Below are 15,723 nucleotides of genomic sequence, written 5' to 3'. Positions count from 1 at the left end.
TCTGCAAGTACTACCAACTCTTGCAGATGCCCGGGCAGCAAGGAGGGGAGGAGGTGGTCAGCGTTCGTCGGCCAGGACCGGCTTCACGTCGACCACCGGTGTGCCGTCGAGTGCCTCCAGGCCGCTCACCCGGAACTTCTGGCCCTCGACGCCGGTCACCAGCACCCGGTGCAGGCCGATCGGGTTCGGCCGGTCCGGCGACCGGGTGCTGAACACGCCGGTCTCCGGCCGGTCCTCGTCACCGCGCGGGTGCACGGCGAGCACCGCGCGGTCTGCCCGGTCCAGCCAGGTCAGCAGCAGGACCTCCTGGCCTGCCTGCAGTTCCGCCATCGCCCGCGCGTACTGGGGCACGACGACGACCCACGCCTCCGGTGCGCCCTCGTCACCCTGGCGGGGTGCGGAGGCGCGGTCGGTGAGCGGTGACTCGACGTGCCCGATCGGGAACAGGTTCATGTGCCACAGAATGTCTGGTAGCTCTCGCTGAAGTCGCGCGGGGCCGGTTCCGCGTACCGCTCCAGCCCCTCGCGCTCGTCGTAGGGCCGGCGCACCGCGTCCAGCAGCCGCTCGAACGGCCCCAGGTCACCCCCGGTCGCCGCCGCGAGCGCCTCCTCGACCAGGTGGTTGCGCGGCACGTAGACCGGGTTCACCGCCGCCATCGCCGCCGTGTCCGGGCCCTCCGCACGCCACCGCGCGAGCCACGCGTCGATGCCCGCCAGGTCCAGGACGAGGTCGCGCGGGTTGCCCCTGGTCAGGTGGTGGAAGAACGACGTGTGGTCGACGTGGTTCTCGTGCAGCAGCTTGAGCAGGTCCCCGATCAGCTGGTCGTCACCGGCACCGCCCAGCTTGGCCCGCATGCCCTCCTGCCACGCCGTCAGGTACCGGCCCTCGAACTCCTCCAGCACGCCGACGGCCTTCTTGACCGCCGCGTCCTCGTCCTCGTCGAAGAGCGGCAGCAACGCCTCCGCGAGCCGTGCGAGGTTCCACTGCCCGATGCCCGGCTGGTTGCCGTACGCGTACCGGCCGCGGTGGTCGATCGAGCTGTACACCGTCGCCGGGTCGTACGCCTCCATGAACGCGCACGGCCCGTAGTCGATCGTCTCGCCCGAGATCGTCATGTTGTCGGTGTTCATCACGCCGTGGATGAACCCGAGGTGCATCCACTGGGCGATGAGCCTTGCTTGCCTGCCGACGACCTCGCGGAAGAACTCCAGGTAGGAACGGCCGGGGTAGTGGCGTGCGATCGCGTGGTCCGCCAGCCGCCGCAGCAGGTCCAGGTCACCGGTGTTGCGCGCGTACTGGAAGCTCCCGACCCGCAGGTGGCTCGCCGCCACCCGTGCCAGCACCGCACCCGGCAACGGCGTCTCGCGGTGCACGGTGGCGCCCGTGCCCACGACCGCGAGCGACCGGGTGGTCGGCACGCCCAGCGCGTGCATCGCCTCGCTGACGACGAACTCGCGCAGCATCGGCCCGACCGCCGCCAGCCCGTCACCACCGCGGGCGAACGGCGTCCGGCCAGAGCCCTTGAGGTGCAGGTCCCGCAGCTGCCCGTCGACCTCGATCTCGCCGAGCAGCAGCGCACGGCCGTCACCCAGCCTGGGGGAGTAGCCGCCGAACTGGTGGCCCGCGTAGGCCTGGGCGACGCCCTCCGCCGCGTTGCCGGTGAGGAACCGCAGGCCGTCGCCGGTGCGCAGCCAGGCGGGGTCGAGGCCGAGCTCGCCGGCCAGCGGCTCGTTGAGGGCCAGCAGGGTCGGGTCCCCGACCTCCGCCGCCTCCCAGGCGACGGCCATCTCCGGGACGGCGGTGGCGAACTGGGTGCCGAGAGTGGTGCTCACGTCCTTCACGGTACGGGGGTGCCCGTCACGACAGCGCCCATGCCCGTTCCACCCCCGGCGCGATCCTCACCAGGGTGACCGTTACGCGTGTTCCGGCGGCGACCCGCTCGGAACCGGTCGAGCCGCGCGCCACGGGTCGTCGGCGGGCAGCCACACGCCGGGCCGGTGCAGCCCCAGGTCGCCCGCGCCCCGCGTGATCGCCTCGGCCGCGGCCAGCACGGTCGGCCGCACCTCGTCGGCCCGCCGCACCAGCGACCACGTCCACAGCACCTCCGGCTCGACGACCGGGCGCGCCACCAGGTCCGGCGGCAGCGGCGTGGTCTGGCCCTTGGGCGAGTTCAGCACCGGTGTGACGCAGCGCCGCACGTGGTCGAAGAACGCGGGCCCGGTGATCGCGCCGTTGTCGATCCGCACGACCCTCGCGCCGGAGAACTCCGCGAGCTCCTCGGCGTACTCGTTCCACGACCGCCACGAGGTCACGTCGTCGTCGACCAGCACCGCCAGGTCCCGCGCGCGCACCGGGCTCGTGTCGGTGCCGGGGGAGACCGCGTAGAGCCGGTCGGCGCCGAGCAGGTCGGCGGCGAGCCCGAGCCGGTCGAGGTCGGCCGCCCGCACCCAGCACACCGCGAGGTCGAGGCTGCCGTCGGCGACCCGCGCGGCCTGCGCGTGCGACGGCACCACCCAGGCGTCGACGTAGAGCGGTGCAACCCCGGCGGTGCGCAGCGACAGGTCCGGCGGCACCCAGTTCACGTAGCCGATCCGCACCGGCGACGACCCGGACAGCTGCTGCGCCTGCTTGCGCAGCTCGTCGGCCCGGTCGAGCAGCGCCCGCACCTCTGGCAGCAACGCCGCCCCGGCCGCCGTCAGCGCCACCGTGCGGCGGTCCCGGTCGAACAGCGCCACGCCCAGCGACCGTTCCAGCGCCTTGACCTGTTGCGACAACGACGGCCCCGCGATCAGCAGCCGCGCGGCCGCCCGGCCGAAGTGCAGCTCCTCGGCGACGGTCACGAAGTACCTGAGTTGACGCAGCTCCACGGTCTCATCGTAGGAGGCTGCGCCTTCCACCAGAGAGATGGACGGTCGTGGAGATCACGGGTGTGCGAACGCACGATGGGAGCATGGAAGTCGAACTCGTCGTGCAGTCCGAAGTGGACCCTTTGTGGCGTCGGGTGGTCCGACGGTGAGTGCCCGCGCCGCCGTTGCCCTCGCGGCGGGCATGGGCCTCGGCCGGTTCGCCTACACGCCGATCCTGCCGCTGATGACCGCCCAAGCCGGGCTCACCGCGTCGGCGGGCGCCGGTCTGGCCACGGCCAACTACCTCGGCTACTTCGCGGGGGCGGTGGCCGCGACGGCCGCGCGGCTGCACACGCGGGCGGTGCACCGGGCGGCGCTGGTGGTGCTCACGCTGTCGCTGGCGGGCATGCCGCTGACCCACGGCGTCGTGGCGTGGTCCGCGCTGCGGTTCATCGCGGGAGCGGCCAGCGCGCTGGTCTTCGTGCTCGCCGTCAGCACCCGGCCCGGCTGGGGGATGAGCGGTGTCGGCGCCGGCATCGCGCTGTCCGGGGTGGTCGTGCTCGCCGACAGCCGCTGGCAGGTCTCGTGGTGGCTGGTCGCGGGCATGTCCGCGCTGTTCACCGCCCTGGCCTGGCAGTTGCGCCCGGTCCCGCGCCCTCGTGCCGCGACCGCGCGCGGCGGCCCGTTCGCCCGGCTGTTCGCGGGGTACGCGCTCGAAGGCGTCGGCTACATCATCGCCGGGACGTTCCTGGTCGCCGCCGCTGGTCCGCTGGGCAGCGGCGCGTGGGTCCTGACCGGCCTGGCCGCCGCCGCGTCACCGTTCCTGCTCGCCCGCCTCGACCAGCGGCGCGCGTTGACCGGCGCCCTCGTGGTGCAGGCCGCCGGCATCGCACTGCCCGCGCTGAGCACGGACCCGGTCGTCGTGGTCCTGGCCTTCGTCCTGTTCGGCGCCACGTTCCTCGGCATCGCCCTCACCGCGCTGAACCTCGGCGCCGGCCTGCACCCGAACTCCGCCGCCCTGCTGACCGCTGGCTACTCCGCGGGCCAGGTCGCGGGCCCGCTGCTGGCGTCCCCGCTGCTCAGCCGCGGCTACCAGCCGGCCCTGCTGCTCGGCGCGGCCGTCGTGCTCACCGCCGCCGGGGTGATCGCGCTTCCACGCCCAGATCCGCCGCGCCCGTCCAGGAGGAGGAGCAGTGAAAAGTCAGTCACAGCAACAGGAAGCACCGGCTGATGAGCAGTCCTGCGTCCACGCCTGACCCTCCGGTACCGGCACCCCGGGTGTATCCGCGGTGTATCGGCCGTGGATGGGATGCGGCAAGGCTCCTGACCGCGACACAGCAGGTCATGCGAAGAGGGGATTCTCCGATGCGTTTCACCACAGTGACGGCCGCGGTCGTCGGCGTACTGGGCGCGGCTCTGATCAGCACCGCCGCCCCCGCCAACGCCACCGAGCAGTACACCGGCACCAGCGCGGTCGAGGTCGCGGCGCCGTGGCTCGAGGACACCGCGTCCGTGCCGGCGGCCGAGGGCGACTTCACGATCCAGCAGACGGCGGCCGGTGCCGTCAACTGGATGTCCAGCCGCCGCGGCAGCACCGCCTACGAGGGCTACTGCGAACGCGCCGTGCGGCTCGCGTGGGACCGCGCCACGCACCACGCCTCGGCGATCGACCACTGGCGGTCCTCCGACGGCACCCGCCGCACCACGGGCACGCCGCCCAAGGGCGCGTTCGTCTTCTGGAACATCAGCCAGTACGGCCACGTGGGCATCGCCGACGGCAACGGCGGCTTCTGGTCGACCAGCGTCGGCGGCAAGATCGGCCACGCCGGCTCGGTCGGCTACTTCAGCAACTACCTCGGCTGGAAGCCCGGCAACAGCAACTGACCGAGTGCACCCGCCGCGCGCGCCAGCGTGCGCAGCGCGGCGGGTTCGCCCTCCCGGTTGCCGGTGCGGCGGTAGGTCTCCAGCGCCTGCTGCACCAGGTCGTGCGCGGCCTCCGGGCAGCCGTTCGACAGCAGCGCCTCGGCCAGCTCCACCTGCGCGAACGCCGTGCACCGCTCGTCGGTGAGGTCCTGCAGGATCGACACGGCCCTGCGCGCGGAGACGAGCTCGGCGTCGTGCTCGCCCAGGGAGCGGTGCAGGGCGGAGAGCCGGACCAGCACCAACGCCTCCCGGTGCGCGTCACCGAGGTCCGCCGCGAGCCTGCGGCCGCTCATCAGCCACACGCGCGCCGACTCCTGGTCGCCCAGCGAACCGTGCACCCCGCCGACCGACGCCCGCAGGTGGGCGACGGAGTGCAGGTCACCGGCCGTCTCCAGCAGCTCCAGCGCCTCGGTGTAGCAGGCCATCGCCCGCTCGTGCTCGCCGCGCAGCCGCCAGACCGTGCCCACGCCCGCGATCGAGATGCCCTGGCCGCGCGGGTCGCCGGCCACGCGGTAGAGGTCCCGCGCCGCGAGCATGCCGCGTTCGGCGTCGTCGAACTCGTCGCGGTAGATGTGCACCTGCGCGATGCCCCGCAGCAACGCCGCCCTGCCCTCGGCGGACCTCGTGACCGCCAGCGCCCGCCGGTGGGTGCGCGCCCAGTCGTCGTAATGGCTGTGCAGGTCGAAGTACGGCACGCACGCCGCCGCCAGCTGCCACGCCACGTCGTCGAGCCCCGCCGCCGCGGCCAGCTCGACCGCGCCGCACAGCGTGCGCCGTTCCGCCTCGAACCACCCGACCGGTTCGGCCAGCAGGTGCTCGGGCGCCCGCACCGCGGCGACCGGGGCGATGGTCGTGCCGAACGTGACCGGCAGCCGACGTGCCGCCGTGACGGCGAGCCACAACCACGTGCGCAGCGTGCGGTCGAGCGTCTCCGCCCGGTCCGGGAGCGCGTCGGCCAGCTCCAGGGCGTGGCACCGCAGCAGGTCGTGCAACCGGTAGCGGGGCTGCCCGAGGCGGTCGGTCCCGCACGCCTCCAGCAGGTGCGCGTCGACCAGCCCGTCGAGCAGGTGCTCGCTGCCCGGCCGGTCCAGCAGCGCGTCCACGACCCAGCCGGGGAAGTCGTGCGGCCCCAGCAGCGCCAGCCGCACGAACGCGGCCGCCTCGTCGGCGGGCAGCTGCCGCACGCTCAGGTCGAAGCTCGCCCGCACCGCCAGCTCACCGGAGGACAGCTCGCGCAGCCGCGTCGACTCGTCCACCAGCCGCGCCCGCAGCACCCGCAACGGCCACCCGCCCCGACCGGCCAGCCGCGCGCCCGCGACCCTGATCGCGAGCGGCAGGTGCCCGCAGGCCGCCGTGATCGCCGCCGCCTCGTCCGGCTCGGCCTCCACCCGATCGCGTCCGGCGATCCCGGTCAGCAGCTCCGCCGCCTCCGCCGGTGCGAACGGCAGCAGCTCCACCTGCCGCGCACCGGGCAGCTCCGACAGCCGCCGCCTGCTCGTGAAGAGCACCCCGCACCCCGCCGCACCCGGCAGCAACGGCTGCACCTGCCGCACCGACGCCGCGTCGTCGAGCACCACCAGCACCCGCCGCCCCGCGAGCTTCGAGCGGAACAACGCCGCCCGCCCCGCCTCCCGCGACGGCAGCCCCGCACCGGTGACCCCCAGCGCGTGCAGCAGTTCGGTGAGCACGTCGGCCGGGTCGCGCGGTCGTTCGGCCGTGCCGCCGAGGTCGACGTAGAGCTGCCCGTCCGGGAAGTGCGCGGCGACCTCGTGCGCCACCCTGACCGCGAGCGTCGACTTGCCCACGCCCGGAGCGCCGGTCACGCCCGCGACCGCCACCTTGCCGCTGTCGCGCAACGCTTCGGCTAGCTCGGCGATCTCCGTGGCGCGTCCGCAGAAGTCGGCGACCGACGGCGGTAGCTGCCGGATCGGCGGTGCGTTGTCTTCTTCTTCGCCGCGCAGCACGGCGAGATGTGCCTCTTTCAGCACAGGGCCGGGTTCGAGTCCCAGATCGTTCGCGAGCCGTGCGCGCATGTCCGTGTAGACCTTCAACGCCTCGACGCGCTGGTTCGTGCGCTTCAACGCGATCATCAGCTGATAGCAGATGCTCTCGCGATAGGGGTGCACTTCGAGGAGCGCGCGCATCTCCGCGATGACCTCGTCGCCCTGTCCTCGTGCCACCTGCAACGCCAGCCGCTGCTCGGTCGCCGTCAGCCGCGCTTCCTCCAACCGGGTGATCACGGGCTGCCACGCGTCGTTCTCCGGCAGGTCCTCGACCGGCCGGCCGCGCCACAACCCCTCCGCGGTCCGCAGCAGGTCGAGTGCGTCGCCGCTGGTGCGCGCCTCGGTGACCAGGTGCTCGAACCGCAGCGCGTCGAGCTCGTCGGGCGTCAACGCCAGCACGTAGCCCGTGCCGTTCGTGCGCAGGCATTCGCCGAGGACCTGCCGCAACTGCCACACGTACGTGCGGACGTTCGCGACCACGGACCGCGGCTTGCTCTTCGGCCAGAGGACCTCGACGATCTGGTCGAGGGACACGGCGCTGTTCGCGTTCAACGCGAGATGAGCGAGCAACGCCCGCTGCTTCACCCCGCCCAGGCCCATCCGGCTGCCGTCCCGCCACACCTCCAGCGGCCCCAGCACGTTCACCCTGGTGATGGCCCCTCCTCTGGCGTGTTCCCGCTGACAGCAGCCCGCGCACGCGGCAGGATAGCGGCGGCAGCCCGCCGCCAAGACCCATTCGCCAGAAGATGTGGTAGCTCGTCAACCATGCACAAGCGTCACCTCGTCGCACTCGCGCTGCTGCTGAGCGCCTGCGGCTCCGAGACGTCGGTTCCCGCGATCGCGCCGACGTCCGCCCCCGAGCAGACCGTCTCGCCGCTGGCCGACCAGCACGCCCGCCTCGACGCCATCGGCACCCTCCTCACCTCCTGCGTCACCCGCCTGCGCGGCGAGCCCGTCGACCCCGCCGACAACTGCGCGAAGGTCATGCCGGACGTGTCCGAGGTGATCGGCGAGGTGGAGAAGAAGGGCGACCGGCTCTCGCCCACGACCCGCACCGCCGTCGCGGACGTGCGCAAGCAGCTCGGGGAGATCCAGTCGTGCGAACCGTGGTTCGCCGCGGGCGGTCAGACCGCCGATCCCCGGTTGGATCAGCGGTGCCGTGACGCGTGGGACGCACTCTTCAGGAGCTACTCCGCCATCCGCAACGCCGCCTAGGGCTGCTCGAACCGCGTCGTGAGCACCGACGAGATCTCGTGGTGCCGCAACAGGAACGCCTTCTCGTCCAGCTTCTTGCGCCGCAACCACCCGGTGACCTCGGCATTGCACTTGCTGGCGTTGCACGACCCGCACGCGGGCACGACGTTGCCCAGCGTGTACCGGCCACCGCGCGACAACGCCTGCACGCAGTCCTTCTGCAACGAGCCGGCCGCGGAACCGCAGTAGGCGCAGCCGCCCCACGAGGACTTCAGCGCGTCCCACTGCGCGTCGGAGAGGTCGTGGGCGACGCGCGCCATCCGCTTGCGGCGTTTGCGTGCCGCGCGCACCTGTTTGCTACCGCCGGTCGCCACGGGGTGGAAGCGTACGCATCGCGATGGTCAACAGGTCGGAGGCGGGGCCGCGGGGTGCACTGCCCCTGGTCCACACGGCGCGCAGCGCGCGGTCGAGGTTGAGGTCGGTCACCTCGACGCGGACCAGCGCGCGGGTCGCCAGGTCGGTGGCGACCGCGTGGGCGCTGAGCACGGCCGGGCCGATGCCGCCGGTGGCCGCCGCCTTGATCGCGGTGGTCGAGGACATCTCCAGCAACGGGTCCGCGGTGATCTCCAGGTCGATCCCGCGCAGCGCCGACCGCAGCGCCTGCCGGGTGCCAGAGCCCTGTTCGCGCGACACCAGCGGCGTGGCGGCCAGCGTGGCGGCGGTGATCCTGCGGCGGCGGGCCCACGGGTGGCCGGGCGCGACGACCAGCACCAGCTCGTCGTGGCCGACGACGCGGCTGTCGAGACCGGCGGGCACGTCGGTGCTCTCGATGAAACCCAGGTCGGCGCGGTCGGCGAGCACCTGGTCGGCGACGTGCGCGGAGTTGCCCGCCGTCAGGACGGTCGCGGTGTCCGGGCTGACCGTGCGCAACGCGATCAGCCACGCCGGCAGCAGGTACTCGGCCACGGTCAGGCTCGCGGCGACCTTCAGGTGGCTCTGCCGGTCGGCGCGCAGGCTCGTCAGACCGGCGTCGAGGTCCGCCGCCTTCGCGAGCACCGGTGCCGCCCAACCGGCGACGAGCTGGCCCGCCGTGGTGAGCGTCGCGCCGCGCGAGGTGCGTTCGAGCAGCGCCACGCCGACGCGGGCCTCCAGCAGCCGGAGGCGTTCGCTCGCCGACGGCTGGGACATGCCGTGGGCCTTCGCGGCACGGCCGATGCTGCCGAGCTCCGCGACGCTCAGCAGCAGCTCGTAGCTGACGAGGTCGGTGACGCGTCCCGGCAAAGGCATAGGGGCAGCCTATGTCGTCATCGGAGATCGGTGCCTACCGAGGTGGGCGCGCGCAGGGCACCTTGGTGTCGTGACCGCTCTCGCACCTCACCCACACACCGTGCCCCATGAGGTGCGACGAGCGGCGCCCTTCGGCCCCAACCTGTTCGCGTCCGTGATGGGCACCGGCATCGTCGCCACTGCGGCTGCCTCGCTCCCGCTGCACGTCCCCGGTCTGCGCACCGCGGCGACGTTCGTGTGGCTGCTGGACGCGGCACTGCTGGTGTTCCTCACGGTTGCCACAGTCCGCAGCTGGACGTGGGCGACCGTGCGCGCGCAGCTGCGCGACCCGGTGATGGCGCACTTCTGGGGCGCGCCCGCGATGGGGTTGATGACGGTCGGCACCGGCGCGCTGCTGCTGGGCGCCGACCTCGTCGGCCTGACCGCGGCGCTCGCGATCGACTGGACGCTGTGGACGCTCGGCACCGTGCTGGGCCTGGTGACGTCGGTCGTGGTGCCGCTGCGGATGTTCGGCAGCGGTGAGCTGCCGTTCGCCGGCTGGCTGATGCCGGTCGTGCCGCCGATGGTGTCCGCGGCGTCCGGCGCGCTGCTGGCCGCGCACCTGCCGCCCGGCCAGTTCCAGCAGACGATGGTCCTGCTGTGCTACGCGTTGTTCGGCGTGAGCCTCTTCGCGACGGTCTGCCTGGTGCCGCAGATCTGGCACCGGCTGGTGCAGCACGGCCCCGGCGGTGCGGTGCCGACGCTGTGGATCGTGCTCGGCCCGCTCGGCCAGTCGATCACCGCCGCGAACCTGCTCGCCGGCGTCGCGGTGCTGCCCGGCCAGACCGCGTTCGCCGTGCTGTACGGCGCGACCACGTGGGGCTTCGCCCTGCTGTGGGTGGCCATCGCGACCGCGGCAACCGTGCGCGCGGCACGGGCCGGGATGTCGTTCGCGTTGACGTGGTGGAGCTTCGTCTTCCCCCTCGGCACGCTGGTGACCGGCACGAGCGCACTGGCCGCGAAGGTCCACTCGCCGATGTTCGTCGTCGTGGCCGTCGTGCTCTACGCCGCCCTGGTGCTGTCGTGGGCGACCGTGGCGGTGCGCACGATCACCAGTTTCGTGAGTCCCCGCGTGCGTTAGGCGCGGCTGGACCACGTCGAGCCGCGGTGCGGCGGAGGCGGTCCGCGCGGCGTGCGCGACCACCTGCGCGTCGCGTGGAGCAGGTCAGCGGCGACAGATCGAAGTTGGTCGTCGTGATGCATGAAGTGCGGGAATCAGCTCGGTGAGGACGTAGCGCTGCCGTGCAGTGGCAACCATTCGAGACTTGCTGACGGACGTCATACCGCTGGGCAGACAGATCGCGCGGGCGTACCGTTTGAGCCTTCCTCCCCGCCCTCTCGGGACGTCCGATCCCTCAACGATCTTGTCCGGGCGGACTCGCCTTTCTAGTCCCTTGGCAGCTGCACGATGAGCACCGGTGTCCCGGTGACCGTGAGGCTGTCGCCTGCGTGCACTGGCCGGCTGGTGCCGTCGAGGGTGCGCACCTCTGTGGCGTCTGGTGGGAGGGCTGTCGTCGCGGTGTGCTCGTGGGTCCAGCGGATCGTGAGCAGCTGACCGTCGTCCGCGGTGAACTCGCATTGCCACACGGTGGCAGGCAGGCCGACGGCGAGCCCTTGACCGCATCCCCGGGTCCTGGTGCGGGTCAGCCACCGTTGCAGCTCCTCCACCGCGAGTGCGGCGCTCGTGGGTGGGCTGCCGACGGTCTGCAGCGTGATGGGCAGGCCGCCACCGCCCCAGTTGTAGAAGTAGGTTCGTTCGAGGTTGAAGCGGGAGCCGTGGATCGCGACCAGGTAGAAGCGTGTGGCGTAGTCGATCGCACGCTGCTCGTCCAGCCGTTCGTCGCGCACGTATTCATAGGTGACACCGGTGTTCCACAGGCGTGGGTGCACGCCCGCGTCGTGCAGGGCACCGTCGATCTGTTGCAGGAGGTCGATCATGGTTTCCGGCGGGTCAGCCGCGCGTTGCTGATGCAGTTTGAGTCCTGCGACGTCGCAGTGGTCGTAGCCGCGCAGCTCGGTGAATTCGCGCAGTACGGAGCGGCCCTCGTCCGTCCACAGCCGATCGATCGAGGGACACACCACGACCGCTTGCGGGTCGGCGGCCTTGATGGCGCGCCCGGCAAGCTTGGTCATCTCGACCAGAGTGGCCGTCGTACCGGAGAAGTAGCGCTGGTCGTTGGCGTGGACCCAGACCTCATAGGCGTCGATCCGGCCGTGGTAACGGGTTGCCACTGCGCTGACGAACTGTTCCCACACGGTCAGGTCGTCGGGCGGCGCGCTACGCGAACCGTCTCCGTACGGTGCCTTCGGCCCGGCGGGCGCAGCCCACTCCGGTGTGCCGCCGAACACCAGCGTGGCCGGCAGATCTGCCTTCCGCGCGCCGACGACGAGGCGGTCGAGGACGGTCCAGTCATAGGTGTCGCGCCGCGGCTGCAGCCTCGCCCACCGCGTACCACTGTCCCAGAACCGCAGACTGCCGACCCGGAACGACGGCATCACCCCGCTCGCCGAGGATGCCGTCACGCCGAACAGCGACGGAGCCAGCGGCTGCTCGCGCTGCCAGGACGGACCGGTGATCTGCCGCTGCGCGGCAACGGGTCCGACGTCCGTGCCGCTGGCTGCCAGCGACACCAGGACGAGCGCGAGCATGAGCACGACGCACACCCGGGACAGGGCGCGCGTGCGCGGCAGAGACCGAGGAAGTGCACGAGGTTCCGGTGCTCGATCCGCGGTGTGCGGCATCACCGGTCGGCCTGTCGCCGCCCTCCACTGCGCGAGCAGTTCGACCAGTTCCACGTCATCGGCTGAACAGGCCGTGGCAATTCCGACTACGGTCTGGTAGTCGGGCGGGACTGTTTTTCCAGAGCAATACCTGTGCAGGGTGGAACTGCTGACGTGTGCTTTTCTGCCCAACTCGGAATAGCTCAGTCCGCTCCGCTGCTTGAGCTTCGCAAGGTGGCACGCGAGTTCTTCGTTCCCTTCCAGCACACCTACCGCCCTCCCCAAGCTCAGGTGTCACGGGCCAGTATGGCAGTCATCCCATGCTCGGAGGTAGAGCCTGGTCAGAGCATGTCGCGCCATGTCGGGATGGTGGCGTGTTGTCCGAGTGCAGGTGCGTCGGCATCGTGTGGCGTGGCCGTGCGGTCACGAACATCGCACGAAAACACAGGAAGTCCATTCACAGCCCAAGGGGATGATTTGTTAAACCGAAGTATGCTGTGCCGTCGTTCGGTGAACGCCGCAGTGGTTGCACTGATGCTGCTTTCCGGCAGTGTCGTCGCGGTTGCGCCGACTCCGGCAGAGGCCGTCGCAGTACTGACTGCAGGCATGACCGGTCCTCGCCCATCGGCGACCCGGATTCCATTCTCGATCTCCGACAAGGTGTCCGCGTCGGTCGACGTCGGTACCGGCAATCTGCTGGTCACGACCTCCGACCTGGCGCTGCCCGGCATCCAGGGCGATCTTCAGCTGGGTCTGACCTACAACAGCCTGCGTCTGGGCACGGGCGCCGCGCTGCCGTCCGGATCGGCCGGCGCAGGATGGGCGATGAGGGTCGGCCAGGACACCAAGGTGGTCCTGAACTCCGACAACTCCGTGCTCTACCTCGCGCCCGAAGGCCGCGAGGGCCTGTTCCAGCCCTCCGGTGCGACGGCGTACACGGCACCTGCCGGTTTCAAGGTCGCGATGGTGAAGACCGCCTCGGGCTGGACGATCACCGACCACGACAGCAACTCGGTGTCGGCGTTCGACTCGACCGGACGGCTGGTGTCGATCAGGGACCGCAACGCCCAGACCTCCACGTTCACCTACACCTCCGGCAAGCTGACCCAGATCGTGTCGACCCGCGGCGGTACCGGTGCCCGGACGGCGAACCTCACCTGGTCGGGCAACCTCACCACCATCGCCCAGACCGGCGACGAAGGCACTCCCCGCAGCGTCGTCTACACCTACACCTCAGGCAAGCTGACCAAGATCACTGACCCGACCTCGCGGGACACCCGCTTCGGCTACGACGCCACCACCGGCGATCTGACCACGATCACCAACGGCGCCGGCAAGCAGACGGCCATCCAGTACGACACCTCGCACCGGGTCAAGAAAGTGACCCAGGAGAACCCGGCCGGCGGCGCGGCAACCCGATTCACCTACTACTCCGCCGGGGAGACGCTGGTCGCGAGCCCGAACAACACCGAGGCCACTCCCGCCAACGGCCCGCAGACCGACTACTTCCTCAACGCCCAGGAACTCGTGACGTCCGTGACCGACCCGCTCGGCCGGGGACGGGCCAAGACCTACACCCCGTTCCACGACGTCGCGACCTCGACCAGCGGCACCGGAGGCGTCACCGTCTTCGGGCACGACCCGGCCGTGAACGCCGGTGAGTCGCTGACCAGCATCACGTCGCCGACCGGGGCGAAGTCCACCGCCACCTACGCCAACACCGGAGCGGCGAGGTACCTGCCGTCCGGCGGTACCGATGAACAGGGCAACAACAAGCTGCTCACCTACGACGGCGCCGGCAACCCGCTCAGTTCGACCAACGCCACCGCGAGCGCGACTTCGAAGGTCGACTACAACGCCGACGGCACCCTCAACACCTCCACCGACCCGCGCGACAACCTCACCGACTACACCGCCAACACCGATCACCAGGTCACCGACATCACCCCGCCGGCCGGCTCGAGCCTGGCACCGACGGTGATCTCCTACGACGGGTTCGGACGGCTGCACGCAGTCCGCGACGGTCGCGGACTGCGCACGATCTACGCCTACGACCGCGCCGACCGGGTCAAGACCATCCAGTACTCCGACACCACGCCCGACGTGGCCTTCACCTACGACGATGCCGGGAACGTGCTCACCCGGACCGACGCCTCGGGCACGACGACGTTCACCTACGACGCTCAGAACCGGGTCACCTCGCGCACCGCGACCTCCGGCGGCGGCACACTGTCCTACGGCTACGACAAGGCAGGCAACCTGACGTCGAAGACCGACGCCCGCGGTACCACCGGCTACGTGTACGACGCGGCCAACCAAGTCACCGAGATGACCCTGCCGAACGGGCAGAAGACCGCTTTCGCCTATGACGACAACGGCAAGCGCACCGACACCTGGTTCAACGCCAACGTCTCCCGAACCACCTTCGCAGCCCACACGAAAACCGTCTTCGACAAGGCCGGTCGGATCTCACGGACCTGGACCTCACGCGCGTCCAACGACGCGACCAAGACGTTCGACACGGGGTTCTGCTACTCGCCCCACGTCGCCGGGCAAGCGTGCCCGTCGGCATCGGCCGGCACCGACACAGGTCTGATCAAGTGGTCGACCGACAACTTGAACTCCGCGCTGTCGCTCTACAGCTATGACACCTCCAACCGGCTCACCGCGGTCTCGAACCTCGGCGGTCACGACTACGCCTACACCTACGACAAGGCCGGCAACAGGCTCACTGCGAAGGTCGACGGCACCACCGCGCAGACCCTGACCTACAACACGGGCAACCAGATCTCGAACACCGGCTACAGCCATGACGCCGCCGGGAACCGCACCGCCGACCCGACCCGGGGCAACTTCACCTACAACGCGGCAGGTCAAACCACCGCCCGTACTCAAGGATCATCTTCGAGCACCTACACGTGGGGCGGTGGCGACCAGAACGAGCTCGTCTCCTCCACCACCGGGGGGAGCACAACGAGCTACGTCTACGGACGCAACGACACCAACGGTGTCCCGATGCTGCAGTCGATCACCAAAGACGGTCAAACCAGCTACATCGACACCGACCCCACCGGTTCCCCCATCGCCTTGCACACCCCTGCCGGAGTCCACTACTACGCGCTCGACAACCAGGGCAGCCCGGTCAACCTGATCACCAACGCCGGAGCCGTGTCCGCCACCTACACCTACGACCCCGCCGGAAAACAGCTCAGCGCCACCGGAACCGCAGCCTCGTCCAACCCCATTCGTCACACCCGAGGTCTGCTCGACGAGAACACCGGTTGGCTCAAACACGGCGTCCGCTGGCACGACTCGGCCACCGGCAACTGGACTGCTCTCGACCCCATCAGCCTGATCCTCGAGCCCGACATCGCCAGCCGGTACGCCTACGTCGGCGGCAACCCCGTCAACCGCGTCGACCCCACTGGCCTGTACGCCGATACCTCAAGGGCGTGTCTCGCCGGCGCCGTGGGTGCTGCCATCTACGCGTGGCCCGCCGGCCCTGGAGCTGTGACCGCCGCTGCTGCCGGAGCGTGCTTGACCGGCGTCATCACGAACTGGATATCGAACGGGCTCGGCGATTGATCCCACAACGAGGCCGTCCCTCAACACGCCGTATCGACAGGTGCTGAGGAAGTAGCCGCGGCACCCGCACAAATATCAGGGGTCATCGCGAGAAAGGTGGTCACCTGGTTTCGGCCAGGAGCGTG

The 15,723-nt window shown here is 70.8% G+C and carries 12 protein-coding genes; 5 read left to right on the top strand and 7 right to left on the bottom strand.

All coding sequences use genetic code 11. The features are described 5' to 3' along the window. Positions 1 to 57: 57 nt before the first annotated feature. From tsaA to ACVDFE_RS29170, 3 genes are all read right to left on the bottom strand, one after another. Positions 58 to 453, bottom strand: coding sequence for a tRNA (N6-threonylcarbamoyladenosine(37)-N6)-methyltransferase TrmO (gene tsaA / locus ACVDFE_RS29180; RefSeq protein ID WP_458432666.1), 396 nt, complete (start codon positions 451 to 453; stop codon positions 58 to 60). Next, complete coding sequence (locus ACVDFE_RS29175; protein ID WP_458432665.1) at positions 450 to 1,832, bottom strand: protein adenylyltransferase SelO; 1,383 nt, start codon at positions 1,830 to 1,832, stop codon at positions 450 to 452. The genes tsaA and ACVDFE_RS29175 overlap by 4 nt, the downstream gene beginning before the upstream one ends. 81 nt (positions 1,833 to 1,913) lie before the next feature. Continuing rightward, positions 1,914 to 2,867, bottom strand: coding sequence for a LysR family transcriptional regulator (locus ACVDFE_RS29170; RefSeq protein WP_458432664.1), 954 nt, complete (start codon positions 2,865 to 2,867; stop codon positions 1,914 to 1,916). Between the two features lie 145 nt (positions 2,868 to 3,012). Between ACVDFE_RS29170 and ACVDFE_RS29165 the strand changes: the two genes are divergently transcribed. Both ACVDFE_RS29165 and ACVDFE_RS29160 read left to right on the top strand, forming a co-directional pair. Then, complete coding sequence (locus tag ACVDFE_RS29165) at positions 3,013 to 4,077, top strand: YbfB/YjiJ family MFS transporter (RefSeq protein ID WP_458432663.1); 1,065 nt, start codon at positions 3,013 to 3,015, stop codon at positions 4,075 to 4,077. Positions 4,078 to 4,211: 134 nt separating this feature from the next. Then, positions 4,212 to 4,730 (top strand): hypothetical protein, encoded by a 519-nt coding sequence (locus tag ACVDFE_RS29160; protein WP_360384475.1) that lies wholly within the window; start codon positions 4,212 to 4,214, stop codon positions 4,728 to 4,730. Here the strand turns inward: ACVDFE_RS29160 and ACVDFE_RS29155 are convergent. Continuing rightward, positions 4,697 to 7,417, bottom strand: coding sequence for a BTAD domain-containing putative transcriptional regulator (locus ACVDFE_RS29155; RefSeq protein ID WP_458432661.1), 2,721 nt, complete (start codon positions 7,415 to 7,417; stop codon positions 4,697 to 4,699). The genes ACVDFE_RS29160 and ACVDFE_RS29155 overlap by 34 nt on opposite strands. A gap of 120 nt (positions 7,418 to 7,537) precedes the next feature. Between ACVDFE_RS29155 and ACVDFE_RS29150 the strand changes: the two genes are divergently transcribed. After that, positions 7,538 to 7,987 (top strand): hypothetical protein, encoded by a 450-nt coding sequence (locus ACVDFE_RS29150; protein WP_458432660.1) that lies wholly within the window; start codon positions 7,538 to 7,540, stop codon positions 7,985 to 7,987. On the opposite strand, the gene ACVDFE_RS29145 is transcribed toward ACVDFE_RS29150, so the two are convergent. After that, on the bottom strand, positions 7,984 to 8,340 hold the full coding sequence (locus ACVDFE_RS29145; protein WP_360384469.1) for an HNH endonuclease: 357 nt from the start codon (positions 8,338 to 8,340) through the stop codon (positions 7,984 to 7,986). The genes ACVDFE_RS29150 and ACVDFE_RS29145 overlap by 4 nt on opposite strands. Beyond that, the gene (locus tag ACVDFE_RS29140) at positions 8,324 to 9,253 is read right to left on the bottom strand and encodes a LysR family transcriptional regulator (protein ID WP_458432658.1); all 930 of its coding nucleotides are present in this window, start codon (positions 9,251 to 9,253) and stop codon (positions 8,324 to 8,326) included. Before ACVDFE_RS29140 ends, ACVDFE_RS29145 begins: the two co-directional genes overlap by 17 nt. Before the next feature lie 100 nt (positions 9,254 to 9,353). Between ACVDFE_RS29140 and ACVDFE_RS29135 the strand changes: the two genes are divergently transcribed. Further along, entirely contained in the window at positions 9,354 to 10,373 is a 1,020-nt protein-coding gene (locus ACVDFE_RS29135; RefSeq protein ID WP_458432657.1) for a TDT family transporter, read from the top strand. Between the two features lie 305 nt (positions 10,374 to 10,678). Here the strand turns inward: ACVDFE_RS29135 and ACVDFE_RS29130 are convergent, their stop codons facing one another. Further along, positions 10,679 to 12,280 (bottom strand): helix-turn-helix domain-containing protein, encoded by a 1,602-nt coding sequence (locus ACVDFE_RS29130; protein WP_458432656.1) that lies wholly within the window; start codon positions 12,278 to 12,280, stop codon positions 10,679 to 10,681. 144 nt (positions 12,281 to 12,424) lie between these two features. Here ACVDFE_RS29130 and ACVDFE_RS29125 point away from each other — a divergent pair, with 144 nt between their 5' ends. Then, positions 12,425 to 15,598, top strand: coding sequence for an RHS repeat-associated core domain-containing protein (locus tag ACVDFE_RS29125; RefSeq protein WP_458432655.1), 3,174 nt, complete (start codon positions 12,425 to 12,427; stop codon positions 15,596 to 15,598). Positions 15,599 to 15,723 lie beyond the last annotated feature (125 nt).

It is taken from the genome of Lentzea chajnantorensis (genome assembly GCF_054300775.1).
The sequence above is the reverse complement of the archived record's forward strand: the minus strand, read 5'-3'. Positions and strand labels throughout refer to the sequence as shown.

Coding starts and splice junctions, on each gene's coding strand:
- tsaA (WP_458432666.1), bottom strand. CDS start 453: ATGAACCTGTTCCCGATCGGGCACGTCGAGTCACCGCTCACCGACCGC.
- ACVDFE_RS29160 (WP_360384475.1), top strand. CDS start 4,212: ATGCGTTTCACCACAGTGACGGCCGCGGTCGTCGGCGTACTGGGCGCG.
- ACVDFE_RS29150 (WP_458432660.1), top strand. CDS start 7,538: ATGCACAAGCGTCACCTCGTCGCACTCGCGCTGCTGCTGAGCGCCTGC.
- ACVDFE_RS29140 (WP_458432658.1), bottom strand. CDS start 9,253: ATGCCTTTGCCGGGACGCGTCACCGACCTCGTCAGCTACGAGCTGCTG.